Raw genomic sequence first — 19,982 nt, 5'->3', positions numbered from 1 at the left:
CGTGCTCTTGTTACTATTTATCACGAGGAACACGATACCATGTCACAACTGCTTGCAGTATTTGATCTGGATGACACCTTAATCTCCGGTGATTCCAGCGCCATATGGACAGAGTTTCTGTGGGAAAAAGGTATCATTACTGATCCAAGTTTTATCGAAGCAGATAAAAAAATGATGGCTGATTACAGCGCAGGTTCACTGGATATGAGTAGTTATCTGGCATTTAGCCTGCAAACACTGCATCAAGTTCCACAAGAACACGTTGATCTTTGGCTGACTGAATTTGTTAACGAAAAAATTAGACCGCTATTTTATCCACAAGCCAAAGCCCTAATTGCAGAGTATCAACAGCAACAAATTCCAATCATTATTATCTCAGCTACTGTCTCTTTTATTGTGAAGAAGATTGCTGCCGAATTAGGGATTCACACTGCATTAGGCATTGATATGGTGACGGAAAATGGCTGTTATACCGGCCAAATAGACGGTATTGCGACTTTTCGCGAAGGTAAAGTAGAACGGATAAAACAGTGGCTGGAACAGCAAAATAGTTATCCTGAAATTATCCGTTTTTACAGCGATTCAATTAATGATCTACCAATGTGCCAGTTTGCTGATGAGGTAATTACAGTCAATGCCGATGCTCATTTGCAAGTTCAAGCACAACAATATGGCTGGAAACAATTAACTTGGTCACTGTAAATACTTTCATTCAGCAAGGGTTGTAGTTTTCATAATCCCTTCTATACTATTGCTTACTTTCTTGTCGGAGTGCCTAGCGTAAGCTGTTTTATCGCAGCATACACAGGCTGAGACCGTTAATTCGGGATCCGCGGAACCTGATCGGGTTAAGACCCGCGAAGGGAACAAGAGTAATCAATCGCTGTCGGCTCACCCGGTTTTCTTACCAAGTGTCCATTCAGCCATCAATTATTACTCCCTGCGAGCTCCAGACAAGCAATTTTCCCAATAACACGGTTAGGAATTTGCTATGTCTCATAATACTGTTATCCCTACAACCGATATCTTACCAAAACCCAATCCGGCACGCCCACGTAAAGCGCAACGCGATGCCGCTCAGGAATTTATTAATTCTATTCAGGGAGTCGCGTTCCCTAATTCACGACGGATTTATCTTCAAGGTTCACGCGAAGATATTCTGGTTCCAATGCGTGAAATTCAATTATCTCCCACGTTAATTGGTGGAACCAAAGAAGAACCTCAGTACGAGGAAAACGAAGCTATCCCTATTTATGATACTTCCGGCGCTTATGGCGATCCTGATTCCAGGTTAGATGTACATGTTGGATTAACTAAACTGCGTCAACAATGGATCGACGAACGCCAGGATACTGAACCCGTGACGACCCTCAGTTCCGATTTTACCCAACAACGTCTGGCAGATGTCGGTCTCGACCATTTACGTTTCCATCATCGTCCTCACCCGTTGAAAGCCCATCAAGGCAAACGCGTTACTCAGCTACACTATGCCCGTAAAGGCATCATCACACCGGAAATGGAATTTATCGCACTACGGGAAAATATGGGGCGCGAACGTATTCGTGGTGATGTATTACGCCAACAGCATGCCGGACAAAGTTTCGGTGCTCAATTGCCGGAAAACATCACACCGGAATTTGTCCGCCAGGAAGTCGCCGCTGGCCGGGCAATCATTCCTGCCAATATTAATCATCCTGAATCAGAGCCGATGATTATTGGTCGCAATTTTCTGGTGAAGGTTAACGCTAATATCGGTAACTCTTCAATAACGTCATCCATTGAAGAAGAAGTAGAAAAGTTAATCTGGTCCACTCGTTGGGGGGCGGATACAGTCATGGATCTCTCCACTGGTCGTTATATCCACGAAACCCGCGAGTGGATCTTACGTAATAGCCCGGTTCCCATCGGTACTGTCCCTATTTATCAGGCACTGGAGAAAGTCAATGGCGTAGCAGAAAATCTCACCTGGGAAATGTTTCGTGATACCTTGCTGGAACAAGCGGAACAAGGGGTAGATTACTTCACCATTCATGCGGGTGTATTACTACGCTATGTACCGATGACAGCCAAACGCCTCACAGGGATCGTTTCCCGCGGTGGCTCCATTATGGCGAAATGGTGTCTATCTCATCATCAAGAAAACTTCCTCTACCAACATTTCCGCGAAATATGTGAAATCTGCGCTGCCTATGATGTTTCTCTATCATTGGGAGATGGCCTACGACCGGGATCTATTCAAGATGCCAATGATGAAGCCCAGTTTGCAGAGTTATATACATTAGGTGAACTAACCAAAATTGCCTGGGAATATGATGTTCAGGTGATGATCGAAGGCCCCGGACATATTCCTATGCAGATGATCCACCGCAATATGACGGAAGAATTGGAGCATTGTCACGAAGCCCCTTTCTATACCCTTGGTCCACTGACAACAGATATTGCACCGGGTTATGACCATTTCACTTCAGGTATCGGTGCCGCCATGATTGGCTGGTTTGGCTGTGCCATGCTCTGTTATGTGACACCGAAAGAACATCTCGGCCTGCCAAACAAAGATGATGTCAAGCAAGGGCTAATTACCTATAAGATTGCTGCCCATGCCGCCGATCTCGCCAAAGGTCATCCGGGTGCACAAATCCGCGACAATGCCATGTCCAAAGCGCGTTTTGAGTTCCGTTGGGAAGATCAGTTTAATCTGGCTCTCGATCCAGATACCGCAAGGGCCTATCACGATGAAACTCTGCCACAAGCCTCTGGCAAAATTGCGCATTTTTGTTCCATGTGCGGGCCAAAATTCTGCTCTATGAAGATCTCTCAAGAAGTACGCGATTATGCCGCCGGTATGGAACAGATGTCTGAAGAATTCCGCGCCCGTGGCGGCGAGTTGTATCACAACGCAGAGGATGTATCCCATGAACAATCTGTCTAACGCGCCATTTGCTCCGACTAAATACAGATTGGGGCTGTACCCAGTGGTAGGTTCGCTGGAGTGGATTTCTCGCCTGTTAAAGGTAGGAGTCACCACAATTCAGTTGAGAATTAAAGATCTGCCAGAAGATCAGGTGGAAGAAGATATTCAGCAAGCCATTATGCTCGGTCGCCAATATAACGCTCGCTTGTTTATTAACGACTACTGGCGACTAGCAATAAAACATGGTGCTTATGGGGTTCATCTGGGACAAGAAGATTTGGTTATTGCCGATTTAAATGCAATCCAAGCAGCCGGATTACGGTTAGGCATCTCTACCCACGATGAACAAGAACTGGCGCGGGCAAAATCTCTGCGTCCGTCTTATATTGCTCTTGGCCATATTTTCCCAACCACAACCAAAGAGATGCCATCCTCTCCACAGGGATTGAATACGCTGAAACAACAGGTAGAAAACACACCGGATTATCCTACTGTCGCCATCGGAGGCATCTCCCTGGAACGCATACCAGATGTCATTGCAACGGGAGTTGGCGGTGTGGCGCTAGTCAGTGCGATTACTAAAGCAAAAGATTGGCATCAGGCAACATCACAACTGCTCCATCTGGTTGAAGGCATTTAGTCGAAGGTATTGAGAGGTTCTTATGCTGAATGATCAAGAATTTATGCGTTACAGCCGACAACTACTGTTGGAAGATATTGGCCCTGAAGGGCAGGAAAAACTGAAATCTAGTAGTGTACTGATTGTTGGTCTGGGGGGGCTAGGTGCTCCTGCGTCCCTCTATCTGGCTGCGGCGGGTGTGGGAACAATTTATCTCGCTGATGATGACCAATTGCACATCTCCAATTTACAACGGCAAATACTTTACCGTACCGGAGATATTCCTTCTGCAAAAGCAGAACTCGCAGCCAATCAACTCAATGCACTGAATCCGCTGGTAAAAACAACTGTGTTTAATCAACGTCAGGATGTGGAATCCCTGACAAAAATCGTGAAACAGGTCGATCTGGTTCTCGACTGCTGTGACAACATGACAACCCGTCACGCTATCAATGCCGCTTGTGTGGCAATGCGAAAACCATTAATTAGCGGCAGTGCAGTCGGATTCAGTGGCCAACTGATGGTATTTGAGCCTCCTTACCCTCACGGCTGCTATACCTGTCTCTACCCTGATCAAGAAGAACCCCAGCGAAATTGCCGGACTGCGGGTGTATTAGGTCCGGTAGTCGGTGTCATCGGCACATTGCAGGCATTGGAAGCCATCAAAATGTTAACCGGGCTTCCCTCCCCATTAAGCGGCAAGCTTCAATTATTTGATGGTAAGCAGCAAAGCTGGAGCACATTACAACTCAGCCAGTCTAAGCAGTGCCCGATTTGCGGAGATATTGCATGAAAATTACGGTAAACGACCAGCCAATGGAGATTATCTCCCCTCTGGTTGTACAGCAATTGCTGGAACACCTTGAACGAATGCAACCGGGAACAGCACTTGCCATTAATCAAACCATTATTCCGCGCTCAGAGTGGAATACGTATCAGGTTAATGATGGGGATAGTATCCTTCTATTTCAGGCGATTGCTGGAGGTTGATATGTTAAAAATCGCTGATACTACGTTTAATTCCCGTCTGTTTACCGGCACAGGTAAATTTGCCAATTCAGATTTAATGATTCAGGCTATAAAAGCCTCTGGCAGCCAACTGGTCACAATGGCGATGAAACGAATTGATCTACAAGGAGGCAACGACGCTATTCTGGCCCCACTACAGAAACTCGGCGTTAAATTACTGCCAAATACTTCCGGGGCAAAAACTGCCGAAGAGGCCCTATTCGCTGCCCGTCTGGCCCGTGAAGCGCTGACAACAAACTGGATAAAACTTGAAATCCATCCTGATGTGAAATACTTATTGCCTGATCCGGTCGAAACCCTTAAAGGTGCTGAAATGCTAGTCAAAGACGGATTTATCGTTCTGCCATATTGCAGTGCTGATCCGGTTTTGTGTAAACGTCTGGAAGAAGTGGGTTGTGCAGCGGTCATGCCTTTAGGCGCACCGATTGGCTCTAATCAAGGGCTACTAACCCGAGATTTCCTTCGAATCATTATTGAACAAGCACAAATACCCGTCATTGTTGATGCAGGAATCGGCGCACCAAGTCACGCACTGGAAGCGATCGAACTAGGCGCGGATGCTGTATTAGTTAACACCGCTATTGCCGTTGCACGTAATCCAGTAAAAATGGCTCAAGCCTTCAAAGTGGCAATTGAAGCGGGCGAGCTATCCTATGAAGCTGGCCTGGCAAGTCCAAAACAACATGCTGTTGCATCCAGCCCACTGACTAATTTTCTGGGGGTGCTCTAATGGCTAATAATCTTATGATTAGTAGCTTTAGTCACCGCTGGCGACAATTAGACTGGGATGACATTACCCTACGCATTAACAGCAAAACTGCTCAGGATGTTGAACGAGCATTGAACAGCAGCAAACTAAATTTGGATGATTTGATGGCACTGCTCTCACCAGCAGCGAAACCATACATAGAACCGCTGGCACAACGAGCACAGAAACTGACTCGTCAACGCTTTGGTAATACTGTTGGTTTTTATGTACCACTTTATCTCTCCAATTTATGTGCTAATGATTGCACTTATTGCGGGTTCTCAATGAGTAACCACATTAAACGCAAAACATTGAATAAAGATGAAATTATTGCGGAATGCCAAGCGATTAAAGCGTTGGGTTTTGACAATCTGCTATTAGTCACTGGAGAACATCAAGGCAAGGTAGGTATGGATTATTTCCGCCGTTACCTGCCACTTATCCGCGAACATTTCAGCTCAATAATGATGGAAGTCCAGCCACTGACTCAGGAAGAATATTCAGAGCTGAAAGCCCTGGGACTGGATGGTGTGATGGTTTATCAAGAAACTTATCATGAGCCAACTTATCGACTTCATCATCTGAAGGGAAGGAAGCAGGATTTTCACTGGCGACTGGAAACGCCAGATCGCCTTGGTCATGCCAAGATCGACAAAATCGGTTTAGGGGCATTGATGGGTCTCTCCAGTCACTGGCGAACAGACTGCTATATGGTGGCTGAACATTTATTCTTTTTGCAACGCACATACTGGCAGAGCCGTTACTCAATTTCATTTCCCCGTTTGCGGCCTTGTGCCGGAGGTATTGAACCTGCATCATTAATGAATGAAGCTGAACTGGTACAACTGATTTGTGCTTTTCGTCTATTTGCGCCAGACGTAGAACTTTCTATTTCTACCCGTGAATCTCCATTCTTTCGCGATCACGTCATCCCACTGGCAATCAACAATGTCAGTGCTGGTTCAAAAACCCAACCCGGTGGTTACGCAGATAATAGCCATGAAGAATTGGAGCAATTTATTCCGCATGATAACCGTTCTGTTTCTCAGGTCGCGGACGCATTAATTAAAGCGGGGTTACAACCTGTCTGGAAAGATTGGGATGGTTATTTAGGCCGATAATTTAACAGGGATTTATCGTAAGGAAAGGACTCCTATCTGATAATACTTGATTAATGTTATACCCTTCATCTTTCAAGTTGCTACTTTGTTGGCTGCTTTCACTTACCCCAGTCACATCGTTATCTATGCTCCTGGGGAGGCGTTCACTTGCCGCCGCGCTGCAATTTGAAATCTATTGGGTATATAACGCTTTTTTATCAAATGACTTGTAAATTTTTTAATAAATTAAATAAAAAATAACCGAAATCGAAAAATCATTAATATAATAAAATTAAAGATAATTTACTCTCCATTGAGAAAGTTTAATCTATTTTCATAATATTACTGATATTTCATTCTGTTTTTAATTTTATTTGAGATAAAAAAGAACAATATTTACACTAATAAGATAAAAACCCATAAGAATTAAACAATTAAAATATTTTATTAAAAAACAATAAAGTATTAAAGTAAAACAATGACAATTGATATTTATTATTAATATACAATCTGATATTAAATGAGGTAATAGGTATGCTCACTATATATTGGTAATTACATCCATTTATTTTTTATTAATTGACACAAATTACAACTCTCCACCAACAAAAAATACAATTGAGTATTATCCTATTATTGATAAAGTGCCCCCCCGAAAAACAAAGCGATTAAAGAAATTAAACTCATTCCTATTCATTTAAAAAGGACTAATATATGAACGTACAAGAAATCCTGAATAACGAAGATTATTCTGATAATAAGAAACTCTCTTATAAAGAATTGGTTAACGGCTCATTCGAAGAGGGATATAACGGCTGGAGAATCCCAGCCCCTGAATCAATAAACATCTTATCTGAAGATGGTATTCACTTTATCAGAATCCAAAGCGTTACTGGTTCTGGCGTCATTGATCAAATCATAGAAGGACTAGAACCTAACACTAAATATAAGCTAACAGGTACAGCGCGCGTTTCAGCAGAATGGGCCTCATCAGCTTATTTTGGTTTACAGAGTCGCACAGATGGCCCCAACTCTTTTGCTGTAAACAGCACCAATTTTACAACTGGCTCAGTAGAATTAAGCACAGATCAAGAAGGACTTTTACGCGTTTACTTGTTGAAAGACCAAGTTGGCCATCGACCAGACGGAGAAACCGCTGACTTCACCGGTTTTATTTTAGAGAAAGCCTAAATATTTAGCTTCGACATAGTTTGATATTAAAACGCCCGCAGCTCACTGCTCCGGGCGTTTTAAGGCTTATTCCAGTAGGCACAATTCTTTGAAATAGCCTTGGTCAACTTAAATCATGCAATGGTTTTTTTATTGGCGGTGTAAGCCTGAAATCAGAAAACCGCACTTGTAATCCATGCCGTTCTGGAGAACAACACATTGCGCCAACAAAGACACGTTGTTTACCCTCAAAAAAAGGAGATAGTCTTAATAGTGGCCATAGTAAACCATCAACAGAATATTGAAGCCTTAAATACCCTTCTTCACAGGTCAGGCGTAACCAGAATTTATTGCAATTACCGGGAAATACTCCCATAGACCAATCAGAATGATTACGTGTCAATACACTACCAATCGTGGCCTGACCATCAGAATATTCAATTCCCCCTTTCAGCCAATGTTTCTCATCGACTAATAACATGACTCCCGCTTGATCGTATAAATGTTCAAAACAGCCTTCAATACAGAGTTGAAAGGTGAAATCATCCTCAATATAACGACCAAAAACATGACCATTATGACGTTCAAAGCCATACCATGTTTGTTGCCAAAAGTCGGTTTTATGATCTGTAGTGACATCAAGCCAGTCGCTTCCACATTTCCAATCAACTGGTTCATTAAGCCAATGATATTGTGACAAACTCATAGAAACTCCTCCTGTTATCTTCCGCTTGAATGAACAAATTTATATCCTGCAAGTAAGGAAACAGAGAGTAAAGCAACACACGCAAAAGCACCATGTAATGTCACAATATGCGCTACCCCACCAATAATGGCAGGTCCCAACAAGATCCCTGAATATCCCATGGTAGAAACCGCAGCAACTGCCAGCGAGTCAGGCATAATTTTCTGTTGTCCAGAAGCGGTAAAAAGCATTGGAGCGATATTAGATAATCCTGCACCAACCATTAAGAAGGAAAGTCCCAGTATCGTTGCTGTTGATGCTGAGTAAATAAGGATAAATCCAGAAGTAGCTAATAAAGCACTACTAATAAAAACTCGTCTGTGTCCATAAAGGGCAATGATCTTATCACCTAAAAGGCGACCGGATGTCATAGCAATAGCAAAAAGGGTATAACCTATCCCGGCCTGATGGCTGCTAATATTATGCACGCTGGTTAATAATATACCGCTCCAATCCAGCATTGATCCTTCCATAATATAGGCAACAAAACAGAGAAAACCCAACAAAATAACGACTCCACGGGGTACAGCAAAGAATGGTGTATTACCCGATTCTGCTTCGTTCAATAATCCACTCCATGCAGGCAGCAGCAACAGAATAATAAGTAGCACCGCCATGATCGTCACCTGAAAAGGTGATACTCCCAGATACAATAATGCACTAACCGAGCCAGCACCGGCTATTCCCCCCAGACTGAACAATGCATGAAAACCAGACATGATTGACCGCTGGGCCATTTTCTCAACCATGACAGCATGGATATTTACCACAACATCCATTGCACCAATGCCAGCACCAAAGATAAATAGAGCACAAGCCAGCGTCAGCGGTGTAGGTAATACGCTTAGCCCTGGCAACATCACTAACACCAATAAGGTACATAAAGTAAAAATTTGTCGGCATCCGAAACGTGCTGCTAACATTCCAGCCATCGGCATCATAATGAAAGAACCGATACCGAATGCCAGCATTAGGAGCCCCATAGCACCATTATCAAGTTGCAGACGTTCTTTAGCTAAAGGAATGAGGGGAGCCCAACTTGCAAGGCTAAAACCAGCAATAAAAAAAGCGGCACGTGTCGCCATAATGGGTTGTTTTACCAAAGAGACAATATTCTGATCAGACAACTCATGTTCCTTCTATATAAATAAAATGCCCTCCGATATGACTAATAATGGAGGGCATTAAGTTACACAAAATTAATTTTAGAAAATTGCGGAATATCTGTCAGCGCCCCAATAACACGGGTTGCTTGCTGATATTGCTCTGCAACGGATAACGCATGAGGCCAGGCATATACATAGGGAATACCCGCCAGTGTTGCTGCTGTAATCCCTAAATCCGTATCCTCAATTACTAATGTCTGATGAACATCCATAGACTTCAATTTCAACATAGCAAGATAAGGATCGGGATTAGGCTTAGTCCTCACAACATCGTCACCAGAGATCAACGCCGGGCTTTCGCGCAGCTCCAATAATCCAATATTAGCCAAGCATACTTCCCGCGGCGCAGTAGAGACAAAGCCAAAAGGGATATTGTGCTGTTGTAAAGCTGATATCAGCTCAGAAATTCCCGGACGAAGATAACTTCGAGACAGCTTATCCTTATAAACAGAGACAATTTGGACGGTGATCGCTTCCTGCTGCTGAGCGGGAACGCCAATGTAATTCAACGTTTCTTCTAAACTCAGACCAATAAGTTGCTGCGGTTGCACATGATGCGTGTAATCAGGTGCTAAAGCACGAAGAACATCAAAGTGCAGTTGTTCACTGTCAACGATGACCCCATCAATATCAAAAATCACATTAAAGTTATCCATGTGAAAAATTCCATTACTTGAGATCAGAAATACGGATCAATACTTTACAGTTTGGGGTAGAGAGCGGTTTTTGGGTTTTGCCCGCAATATCACAACCCACAGTGAGAAAAGCCTGCAAGTAATCATTAAAATCAAAAACCTGACTGACCAGACGACCTGCCGGAATAACCCTATCACGGATCATAGTATAAGCACGTTCAAAGCTGTTATTCAGAGAATCAATCGAACCAATGACTGAAAGACTCTTATCGGCAATTTTAAGGATATCAAGATTGGCATGTTTATCTTTAAGTGCAACATTCAACAATTTCCCTCCGGGAGCCAAATGTTCGAAAACGTACTCAGTTAGCTGACCGGTAGTATCCACACATAGATCGATAAGCGCCGATTTGTCACCATATTGTTGTGTTAAAGCTTCATCAAAATCAGTATACAACTCACATTCTGGCGGCAAATTTTCTCTGGCAAACTGAACACGACTTTCGTTTTTCTCGACCATGAAAGCCTTAACACCTCTTGCGTGTAAAGCCCAAATATAGAGCATCCCCATTGGGCCTGCCCCAGTGACCGCTGCACGAATATTAGTGTGAGTAATCGCCAGCTTATCGACACCGGTCAATGTGCAGCTAAGTGGTTCAGTCAGAGATGCCTCTTCCATACTGACATGATCATCCAGTTTTATCAGGGCACTCTCTTTAGCCAGATACTGCTCAGCAAATGCCCCGTCATAGGAAACTCCAGCTTCGGTTCCCAATTTTCTTTCGCAATGATTTGGACTTCCTGTCTGGCACATCCGGCAGTGTCCACAGGAATAGGTTGGGTTGATCACCACACGATCACCCACGTTAAAACGAGTTACACTCTCTCCTATTTGAGCAACAACACCTGTTGTTTCATGACCCAGAGTAGTTCCCGGAATGGCAACAGGATAAGATCCGGTGATAATCCCAACATCTGTACCACAAACACCACACACCGCAATATCAACGACAACATCATCAGGCTCAACACAGCGTAACGGTTCAACATCCCGGATTTCAACATCCCACACGCGATTAAATTTCAGTGCTTTCATTATGCTACCTCCTTGTTGTCCAGCATCCCTAAAGTCAGATCAGTAAAAGTTAGATCAAGTTTATGCAGAATTTCGTTTAAATGTTCCTGAGTACAAATTAACGGCGGACGAACTTTAAGTGCACGGCCTTTACCATAACGAGAGCCACGGATAATTAAGTTATGAGAATTCGCTATTGCAATCGCTTGTGCCGCAAATTCCGGTGATGGCGTATCAAAGCCAAACATATAACCAACTCCCCTGACACCAGTAATTTCTGGATATTTATGTTGTAATGCTAATAAGCCATCACGCAAATAAGCTTCGTTACGCTGCACATTCTCCAGAACATGTTCGTCTTCGATGATATCGATAATTTCGTTGAGAGCGGTTAATGAAAGGGGATTAGCGCCTGATGTACTAGAATGTTCGAATGATTCCAATACATCCAATGAACTGCGCATCAGCACACCACCAGTCGGAATACCGATACCACCAGCGCCTTTAGCAAAGACAATAATATCTGGTTCTAGCTCTTTAGCGTAACCGGTTGAGGCGAAGAATGTCCCTGTGCGTCCAAACCCAGTCTGCACTTCATCTGCAATAATAATAATATTATGTTTATGGCAGATCTCTCTGATCTTACGGTAAAAATCAACAGGGAAAACGATATTTCCGCCATTTCCCTGGATAGGTTCAATGATTAAGCAGGCAATATTGTCATTTGACCCCAATTGGATAAATTGTTCCAGGTCAAAATACTGATTTGGCTCTGTGTTCGGCCCCAATTCAGACATGACACTGGCAGGAGTCGGAACTTTTAAAGAACCATCAATATTGACATGGAAGTCTTTAATTCTAAAAGCATTACCAGAAATTTGTGCTGTGGCTAAAGATTGACCATGATGAGCCAGAAAGAAGGAGATAACCCCAGACCGACCTGTTGCTTTTTGAGCAATACGAATTGCACACTCAACCGCACCAGAGCCGGAAACATCGCGCAACCATATCTTATTAATGCCTTCAGGGGTATGTTTAACTAATTTTCCCAAAATATATTGGGACATTTCATGAGTATAAGCTGAACTTAGATGTATACATCTATCGATCTGCTGTTTTAATTTTTCTGCTATTCTGCGATTAGTGTACCCAAGTGGAAGGTTAAATGTTCCCGAAGCCGCATCAATATACTTTTCACCATCTATTTCTAGATAAGGGCCGTTTCCAACAAAGCGAGAAAGCATATCTTCAAACCGTTTTCCATTTTCCATGATCTTATTACCTTAATTAACCATTTCTAACCATAAGAAAGCACAATAATCTTTAACAGATAAGAGAATATTGACTTAAAATTAATTTAGATCAACAAAAAACCCACAAGCACCCAAAAAACATTTAAAAAATTAAAGTATTTTGTATAAAATACTTTATTATTTTGAATGAATAGTCAATTACAAACAGAACTGCTGGTTCATATGGTTAGTGACAAGAAATTATGTTTAAAATCCTGTGAAACTGTGCCAAAGATTTTCCATCTTACAGCTCTGCTGAGGCGATAAGGGCATTTTATGGCCTGAGACTATTCTCTGATAGGTGATGAAATGTATTAAAAGATTCCTGATCATTTCTGATTTGCCAGAAACGGTGTGCTTTTTTATCTGAAGATAGCCAGACTCTCGACCGATATAAAAATACCCACACGAGCTAGTTGGTTTACACCGATGAATAGCTCGTATAAAGTTCAGGCTTTAAAAAAAGTAAAGGGTTTAATCCGTGCGCGATCCTTGAACATACCTATCGCCAGCTTGAAATGACTTGCCAATAGTATGGTGTATCCAAGATCTTTGGTCGTGCTAAAGAATGAATTCCACTAAGCCTATTTGCCAATAAAACCACCACCACTTATTGAAATATAAAAAGAATACACATGCGAAATTACATTCTTCTACTACTTAGTCTGGTCCTTTTTGGACCGCTAGGTATCGATTTGTTTTTACCTACAATTCCTACCATCGCTGAAGATTTTCAGGTTAATAATGAAGTTATTCAGTCGACGATTTCTTTATTTCTGTTAATCATGGGGCTGGGGCAATTAATTGCCGGACCACTGGTAGATAAATTTGGCCGTCGGCCTGTTGCCTTAATTGGTATCACTTTATACATCCTCGGTTCTATGATCGCAGCACTTTCAACCCATTCCGAAGTCTTTATCGCTGCGCGGATTATTCAAGGATGTGCTGTCTGCTGTACCAGTGTCGTCTGCATCAGCGGTGTACGCGACCGCCTGAACGGTGACGAAGCAGCTAAAGCCTACGGTTTTCTTAACAGTACGTTGAATATTGTTCCTGCTTTCGCTCCATTGCTCGGTGGTCTTTTAGCTGAAATTTTTAATTGGCGGGCACCATTCTGGTCTCTGGTCTGCTACTCCGTTATTGTATTGTTTATTATTGCTACCTGGCTGCCAGAAACGCGCCCTGCAAACACCAAGCAAATTCATGGGCTTCCACTGAAACAATATTATCAAATTCTCAGCAATGCTCGATTTATGCATTTTGCACTGGTTAACGCCGTCGTCATGGGAATAGTAATTACTTATATTTCATTTGCACCAACGGTGCTCATGACTGAAGGCCATATCTCACCACTAATATTTTCATTGATTTTTGGTGGCAACGGACTCTGGACTATGATCGCTTTCCTGATCGCCAATAAAATCATTCATCGAGCTGGCCGTCCTTTCTGCTTGCTATTAGGTTCAATTTTGATAGCACTGGGTAGCCTATCTCTATTCTCAGGAATATATCTGCTGCCAAACGTAGCCAGCCAACACTGGTTAAGTTATATGTTGCCAGTTGCTTTCGCTTGCGCAGGTCTTGCGTTTGTTATGGGGCCCGCGACCAGTTATGCACTGGAACCTTATTCTGACGAGGCGGGAATAGCTTCTGCATTAGTAGGATTCATCCAAATGGCTATTGGCTCCATCATATCGTTGATAGCGATGGTGCTACCATTTTCCCCTAAACAGTCTCTGATGCTGGTGATGCTACTAGGTGCCCTGTTGGCTCTATCAGCACGTTCACTAAGTCATAGCCTTAAGGGACAAATCGTCTCTCTAAGGTCCTAACATCTATCGCACAGAAATGACTCCGAGAAATGATTTTGTACACCGGAATGACTGGGAAAATGGAAGAAGAAAACACACCAAGTAAGCTGTTTCTATCGGCTGCGCTCTTTATAAATCATGTTCCGTGACGAGTCACACGCCTAACCCCATCATCTGCATCAGTTGCTGAGCCTGCTGAATCGCCTCCTGGCGATTCGCAATCCCCAGCTTCTGATACAGATTCCGTATATGGGTCTTAATGGTTGTCGTTGCTACATCCAACTCCGCAGCAATCTGATCATTGCTGTAACCTGAATAAATCAGCCCCAAGACCTGCCATTCACGCTGAGTAAGTGGACTATTGCGAATAAGCTCTGGAACATCAGGATGTGTCAGCAACTGTGTGACAAAGCTTTCGTCAAAATGAGCAAATTTATGGCGATGTTGACGGTTGATATCCCGCAGAATACGCTGAGCCCGATGCAACTCCAGTTCAGACAGGGTATTGAGTTGAATAAGTTGGCGTAACTGCTGGGCCATCAACTCGCCTTCAATCACAAAATGGCTGACAAACCCTGTTCGGTTAGCCAGAGCCAATGCCTCTATAAGGACACTCTGCGCTTCACCTTTTCGCCCGGTGTGCCAATAAAGCAAATTACATAACAGTAGATTTCGGTTCAGATCGCTTATTAGTTGCAATTCCCTGGCATGTTGATTCAGTGTATCCAAAATGGGTTCGGCTTCATCATACAAACCAAGCAAGATCTGAGCACGGGCAATATTACGCCACTGACCCTGATTAAAATGGTTATTCACGCTTTCTGGTCGCTCGGTCTGTGCCAACCACCGAATAGCGGCGCTTTTATCTTCCATACTCTGCCAAATAATGACTCGTAGTTTGTCAGTATTTGTTCGCCAGTCTCTGTGATATTGCCCATTATTCAATAGGTTTTCACAACGAGCCAGATAACGCCTGGCATTATCAATATCTCCTCGGGTCAAAGAACATTTAGCCAGTTGTGTTAAGCATTGTAACTGCTGTTGAGGTTGGAAGTTGGCCAACACATCCAAACCACGACGTGCTGCTTCTTCAGCTTCATCAAGACGGGACCAACACCACAAAAGTTGTGAGCGGATACGTAACAGGAATTCATGCATCGGAAGCTGCTCCAGATGCTGTTCCCGAATCAATTCAAATGCCTTATTCTGCATTTCATAAGCCGTCTGCAAGTACCCCTGGGCCAGTAAAATCTCACTTTGCTGTAAAAGTGCCCACAAAGTATAGTGGTGAACGTGGAAACAGCGTGCGAGCTGCTCGGTTTGTTGCATTCGCATCAACGCGTCCGCCAGTTCACCTCTACAATGTAATACTTCACCTTCCACTGAGGTCGCGACAATACGACTGTATTCATTCTGAGGAAGCAGTGTCGCCAAAGCTTTTTTTGCCAGCTTATCAGCCATCTCCGGCTTGCCACTATTGATAGCCACCTGAGCCCGCAGAGCGTCGAACTCAGCCAATAGATCCGGCTCAATAGCAATTTGTTTCTGTTGCAGCGCCTGTTCCGCCTGGTTCAACAGTGTATTGACCTCTGAGTAACGGTGCTGGCTTTGAGCCAGCCAAGCCTGAAGCAACACCAGACGCGGACTCTCCAACAATTGCTCATAAGGCAGCGCATTCATGCACTCTTCCAACAAAGATAGCTCACTGTGGTTAAACAACGCCCAGGCATGTTGCAACAAAATATCACGCAACATGGCAGTGTCGCCCGCAGCCAGCGCATGATGAATAGCCTCACCCGGATATCCCTGAACCAACCAGCCTTCTGCGGCAGCACAATGCAACTCCGGCAATTGCAACGCCATTTCCCACTGACAGCGCTGACGTAAAAATGAGGCAAAAAGTGGATGAAAGCGGAACCATTCGCCAGAATCGTCCATACGCTGGATAAACAACCCCTGGCGCTCGGTTTCTTCAAGACGCTGTTGACCATTCTCTTCGCCGGTAAGACGAACGATCAAACCATCATTCATAGAGCGCAAAATAGAGCTGCGCAACAAAAATTCACGGGTTGATTTATCCACCTGATTCAATACTTCATCCACCAAATAGTCGGAAAGATGGCTGGCGTTAATGCCCGATAAACGTTTAGCCGACAATTCAGCGGCATCACACGACTGCCGCGCTGAAAGCGCAATCAGCTGAAGCGCCGTTGCCCAGCCAGCCACTTCGTTGCACAGGCGTTTACAATCGTCGGCGTCAAGCGATGGGGTCAAACGCTTGTCAAAAAATTGCTGGGTTTCCTGGTGATCAAAAGCCAGTTGCTGACTATCGATTTCCAGCAATTGCTCACGCACACGCAGATTGGCAATCCCAAGAAAAGGTAAATTACGTGATAAGATCGTTAAAGTAAGATTCTCAGGCTGATGACGCAGGAAAAACCTCATGGCCTCATGAATAACATTATTCATAATCAGATGATAATCATCAATCACCAGGAAAATCGGACGCTGCCACTCATTGAGTTCAATAAACAATTGAGCAAAGAGAGCAGGTAAATTGGCATATTGGTGTTTTTGGGCTAGCACTTCACTTTTAACGCAGTGCCCCTGCGTAGCTTGTTGTAACGCCGCGATAAGATAGCTAGCAAAACGTTCCGGTTGGTTATCACTTTCATCCAAAGAATACCATCCCAGATTATCCTGCCCGACCGCCCATTGAGAGACTAATGTAGTTTTGCCGTAACCAGCGGGACTAGTTATTAACACAAGACGATAGTTAGACGACTCATTCAGTCTGATTAACAAGCGCTTACGCAAGACCGTATTATTCAGACGAACAGGACGACTCAGTTTTGATGGGATAAGCATTAATTTCCGTGCCCAATAAGAAGCAATAAGTAAAACCTGTGCTGGAACCGTGTGTAATGATTATTAGATAATTTATTTCACGACCCGTAATCCCAACCAAATTTAGTGAAATACACAGCCTTTGCAAACAGGTTTACGACCCCCATGTATTAAGTTGCGCACCCTATCACATTCTTGAACAGCAAATTCCATCTTCCACTGATAAGTTGTGGAAGCGATTAGCAAATTTCCTCATCGATCCCCAGACAGAAAATGGCTTTAATGGACACCAACATGAAGCAAAATATGATTACTGACTACGCCCTTTTACTCCTCCCTGACTAATACCGCTCCAGGATGATGCTTTAGATCCTGAGAGCATTCAGCATAGTGTCTAAATTTTCCTTTTCAGCTACAGGATGAAGACTCCATGCAACAGTCCAGATTAGATAAAGCCCAGTTTCAGGCTACGCTGACACGTCAATGGCAGCGCTTTGGCCTCGGTTCAGCACAGGAAATGACTCAGCATCAGTGGTGGCAAGCCGTTAGTACGGCTCTGTCAGAGCTGTTGCCTGCATGCCCTGTCATCAATCATTCCGACCAACAACGCCATGTGAACTACATCTCTATGGAGTTTCTGATTGGTCGTTTGACCGCAAACAATCTACTTAACCTCGGTTGGTATGAAGACGTTCAGGATTACCTGGCAGAAGAAAATATCGTCCTGAGCGATCTTCTGGAACAGGAAACAGACCCCGCATTAGGCAACGGCGGACTAGGACGGCTTGCCGCCTGTTTTCTCGACTCTATGGCAACGGTTAATCAGCCAGCAATTGGTTATGGCCTAAATTATCAATACGGCCTATTCCGCCAATCTTTTGAGCAAGGACAGCAGATTGAAAAACCAGACAACTGGGAGAGAGAATCCTATCCTTGGTTCCGCCACAATGCCCAGTTGGATGTTGAAGTTAATATTGGTGGCAAAGTCGTTAAAACAGCTGATGGACGCGAAACCTGGATTCCTGAATTTACCTTAATTGGGGAAGCCTGGGATCTACCGATTATTGGTTACCACAATAACGTTACCCAACCACTGCGCCTGTGGCAAGCAACACATGCTGATCCATTTGATCTCTCCCTATTCAACGACGGGCAGTTCCTGAAAGCGGAACAGCAAGGTGTTGAGGCCGCCAAGCTGACGAAAGTTCTCTACCCGAATGATAACCACCAAGACGGCAAACGTCTGCGCTTAATGCAACAGTATTTCCAGTGTGCCTGCTCTGTAGCAGATATTCTGCGCCACCATCATCTGGCAGGCCGCAAAATAGAAGATCTGCCTAAATATGAAGTTATCCAGCTTAACGACACCCATCCAACGATTGCCATCCCTGAAATGATGCGCATCCTGCTGGATAAACACCAGATGAGTTGGGAAACGGCATGGGAGATAACCAGCCATACCTTCGCCTATACCAACCACACCCTGATGCCAGAAGGTCTGGAATGCTGGGACGAGCATCTGGTGAGTCATTTGCTACCGCGCCATTACAGCATTATTCAAGAAATCAACCTCCGCTTCAAAAAACGGGTGGAACAAACCTGGCCAGACAATCAAGCGGTATGGGAAAAATTAGCGGTACACTATAACCATCAGGTGCGAATGGCTAATCTTTGTGTTGTCGCTTGCTTTGCCGTGAACGGAGTAGCAGCATTACACTCAGCTCTGGTGGTTAAAGATCTTTTCCCAGAATATCATCAACTATGGTCAAACAAGTTTCATAACGTAACGAACGGCGTTACGCCGCGTCGTTGGCTCAAGCAGTGTAACCCCGCACTGTCAGGACTGATTGATCGTACACTTAACCGTGAATGGATTAACAATCTTGATACGCTTAAATTACTTGAACCCTATGCAGATGACTCTGCTTTTTGTGACGAGTACCGAGCAATCAAGCTGGGCAACAAGGTCCGCCTGTCCAATTATGTGAATAAAGTAATGGGGCTTAAGCTGGACCCAAATGCCATTTTTGATATACAAATTAAACGATTACACGAATATAAGCGTCAGCATCTGAACCTTCTACACATCCTGTCACTCTATAAACAAATTCAAGAAAATCCATCTTTGGATATCGTGCCACGTGTATTCCTGTTCGGTGCAAAAGCAGCGCCAGGTTACTATCTGGCAAAAAATATTATCTCTGCGATCAATCAAGCCGCAGAAAAAATTAATAACGATCCTATTGTCCGCGATCGCATAAAGATCGCCTTCATCCCCGATTACAAAGTTTCCGTCGCAGAGCTCATGATCCCAGCGGCTGACGTTTCAGAACAAATCTCCACTGCCGGCAAAGAAGCTTCCGGTACTGGCAACATGAAACTGGCACTGAATGGGGCCCTGACTATTGGTACATTAGACGGAGCAAATGTTGAAATTGCCGAACAGGTAGGAGACGACAACATTTTCATCTTCGGGCACACCGTAGAAGAAGTGAAAGCGTTGAAAGCTACCGGTTACGATCCATTGAAATTACTTCAGGAAAATCAGCTCCTGGACAACATACTCAAATCGCTGGCTAATGGGGAATTCAGCTACAGCGATAAACACGCATTTGACATGCTATTACACAGCCTAATTGATGGAGGCGACCCTTATCTGGTACTGGCCGATTTTGCCTCATACTGCGATGCGCATAAACGTATAGATACCTTGTACCGCGACACTAAAAGCTGGACACACAGCGCTATTCTGAATACTGCTCGAATGGGCATGTTCAGCTCTGACCGAACAATCCGTGATTATCAGCAACGTATCTGGCAAGCAAAGAGATAAG

Annotated in this window: 16 protein-coding genes and 1 riboswitch; of the genes, 10 read left to right on the top strand and 6 right to left on the bottom strand. The window is 43.9% G+C overall.

Annotated features, from left to right (window positions below):
- Window positions 1-39 precede the first annotated feature (39 nt).
- The 8 genes from C5469_RS17575 to C5469_RS17540 all read left to right on the top strand — a co-directional run bounded on the left by C5469_RS17575 (window position 40) and on the right by C5469_RS17540 (window position 7,598).
- On the top strand, window positions 40-702 hold the full coding sequence (locus tag C5469_RS17575) for an HAD family hydrolase (protein WP_166309468.1): 663 nt from the start codon (window positions 40-42) through the stop codon (window positions 700-702).
- Window positions 703-757: 55 nt separating this feature from the next.
- Window positions 758-883: riboswitch (TPP riboswitch) on the top strand.
- A 108-nt stretch (window positions 884-991) separates the two neighbouring features.
- Window positions 992-2,929, top strand: coding sequence for a phosphomethylpyrimidine synthase ThiC (thiC, locus tag C5469_RS17570; protein ID WP_166309466.1), 1,938 nt, complete (start codon window positions 992-994; stop codon window positions 2,927-2,929).
- On the top strand, window positions 2,913-3,551 hold the full coding sequence (gene thiE, locus C5469_RS17565) for a thiamine phosphate synthase (protein ID WP_166309464.1): 639 nt from the start codon (window positions 2,913-2,915) through the stop codon (window positions 3,549-3,551). Before thiC ends, thiE begins: the two co-directional genes overlap by 17 nt.
- A 22-nt stretch (window positions 3,552-3,573) precedes the next feature.
- The gene (locus C5469_RS17560) at window positions 3,574-4,323 is read left to right on the top strand and encodes a HesA/MoeB/ThiF family protein (protein WP_166309462.1); all 750 of its coding nucleotides are present in this window, start codon (window positions 3,574-3,576) and stop codon (window positions 4,321-4,323) included.
- Entirely contained in the window at window positions 4,320-4,520 is a 201-nt protein-coding gene (thiS, locus tag C5469_RS17555; RefSeq protein ID WP_166309460.1) for a sulfur carrier protein ThiS, read from the top strand. The genes C5469_RS17560 and thiS overlap by 4 nt, the downstream gene beginning before the upstream one ends.
- 1 nt (window position 4,521) lies before the next feature.
- Window positions 4,522-5,289, top strand: a complete 768-nt coding sequence (locus C5469_RS17550; RefSeq protein ID WP_166309458.1) for a thiazole synthase — start codon at window positions 4,522-4,524, stop codon at window positions 5,287-5,289.
- Window positions 5,290-5,303: 14 nt separating this feature from the next.
- Window positions 5,304-6,428: a 2-iminoacetate synthase ThiH gene (gene thiH, locus C5469_RS17545; protein ID WP_166309482.1), complete on the top strand. Its 1,125-nt coding sequence runs from the start codon at window positions 5,304-5,306 to the stop codon at window positions 6,426-6,428.
- A gap of 693 nt (window positions 6,429-7,121) precedes the next feature.
- Window positions 7,122-7,598, top strand: a complete 477-nt coding sequence (locus tag C5469_RS17540; RefSeq protein ID WP_166309456.1) for a carbohydrate binding domain-containing protein — start codon at window positions 7,122-7,124, stop codon at window positions 7,596-7,598.
- 103 nt (window positions 7,599-7,701) lie between these two features.
- Here C5469_RS17540 and C5469_RS17535 read toward each other — a convergent pair whose 3' ends face one another.
- The 5 genes from C5469_RS17535 to C5469_RS17515 form a co-directional block, all read right to left on the bottom strand.
- The gene (locus tag C5469_RS17535; RefSeq protein WP_166309454.1) at window positions 7,702-8,283 is read right to left on the bottom strand and encodes a DUF1349 domain-containing protein; all 582 of its coding nucleotides are present in this window, start codon (window positions 8,281-8,283) and stop codon (window positions 7,702-7,704) included.
- Window positions 8,284-8,297: 14 nt separating this feature from the next.
- The gene (locus C5469_RS17530; RefSeq protein ID WP_166309452.1) at window positions 8,298-9,449 is read right to left on the bottom strand and encodes an MFS transporter; all 1,152 of its coding nucleotides are present in this window, start codon (window positions 9,447-9,449) and stop codon (window positions 8,298-8,300) included.
- Between the two features lie 62 nt (window positions 9,450-9,511).
- Window positions 9,512-10,144, bottom strand: a complete 633-nt coding sequence (locus C5469_RS17525) for an HAD family hydrolase (RefSeq protein ID WP_166309450.1) — start codon at window positions 10,142-10,144, stop codon at window positions 9,512-9,514.
- Between the two features lie 13 nt (window positions 10,145-10,157).
- Window positions 10,158-11,219 carry a zinc-dependent alcohol dehydrogenase gene (locus C5469_RS17520; protein ID WP_166309449.1) on the bottom strand — a complete coding sequence of 354 codons (1,062 nt, stop codon included), beginning with the start codon at window positions 11,217-11,219 and terminating at the stop codon, window positions 10,158-10,160.
- Entirely contained in the window at window positions 11,219-12,469 is a 1,251-nt protein-coding gene (locus C5469_RS17515) for a class-III pyridoxal-phosphate-dependent aminotransferase (protein ID WP_166309447.1), read from the bottom strand. Before C5469_RS17515 ends, C5469_RS17520 begins: the two co-directional genes overlap by 1 nt.
- A gap of 656 nt (window positions 12,470-13,125) precedes the next feature.
- Here C5469_RS17515 and C5469_RS17510 point away from each other — a divergent pair.
- Window positions 13,126-14,322 carry a multidrug effflux MFS transporter gene (locus tag C5469_RS17510; protein ID WP_166309445.1) on the top strand — a complete coding sequence of 399 codons (1,197 nt, stop codon included), beginning with the start codon at window positions 13,126-13,128 and terminating at the stop codon, window positions 14,320-14,322.
- A gap of 132 nt (window positions 14,323-14,454) precedes the next feature.
- On the opposite strand, the gene malT is transcribed toward C5469_RS17510, so the two are convergent.
- On the bottom strand, window positions 14,455-17,169 hold the full coding sequence (gene malT / locus C5469_RS17505; RefSeq protein WP_166309443.1) for an HTH-type transcriptional regulator MalT: 2,715 nt from the start codon (window positions 17,167-17,169) through the stop codon (window positions 14,455-14,457).
- A gap of 409 nt (window positions 17,170-17,578) precedes the next feature.
- On the opposite strand from malT, the gene malP reads away from it, so the two are divergent.
- On the top strand, window positions 17,579-19,981 hold the full coding sequence (malP, locus tag C5469_RS17500) for a maltodextrin phosphorylase (protein WP_166309441.1): 2,403 nt from the start codon (window positions 17,579-17,581) through the stop codon (window positions 19,979-19,981).
- The last annotated feature ends 1 nt before the right edge of the window (window position 19,982 follow it).

This window comes from Photorhabdus cinerea (assembly GCF_011189575.1).
In the GTDB taxonomy this organism is placed as follows: Bacteria; Pseudomonadota; Gammaproteobacteria; order Enterobacterales; family Enterobacteriaceae; genus Photorhabdus; species Photorhabdus cinerea.
Note: the sequence above shows the minus strand (reverse complement) of the source record. Positions and strands in the feature narration are given on the sequence as shown.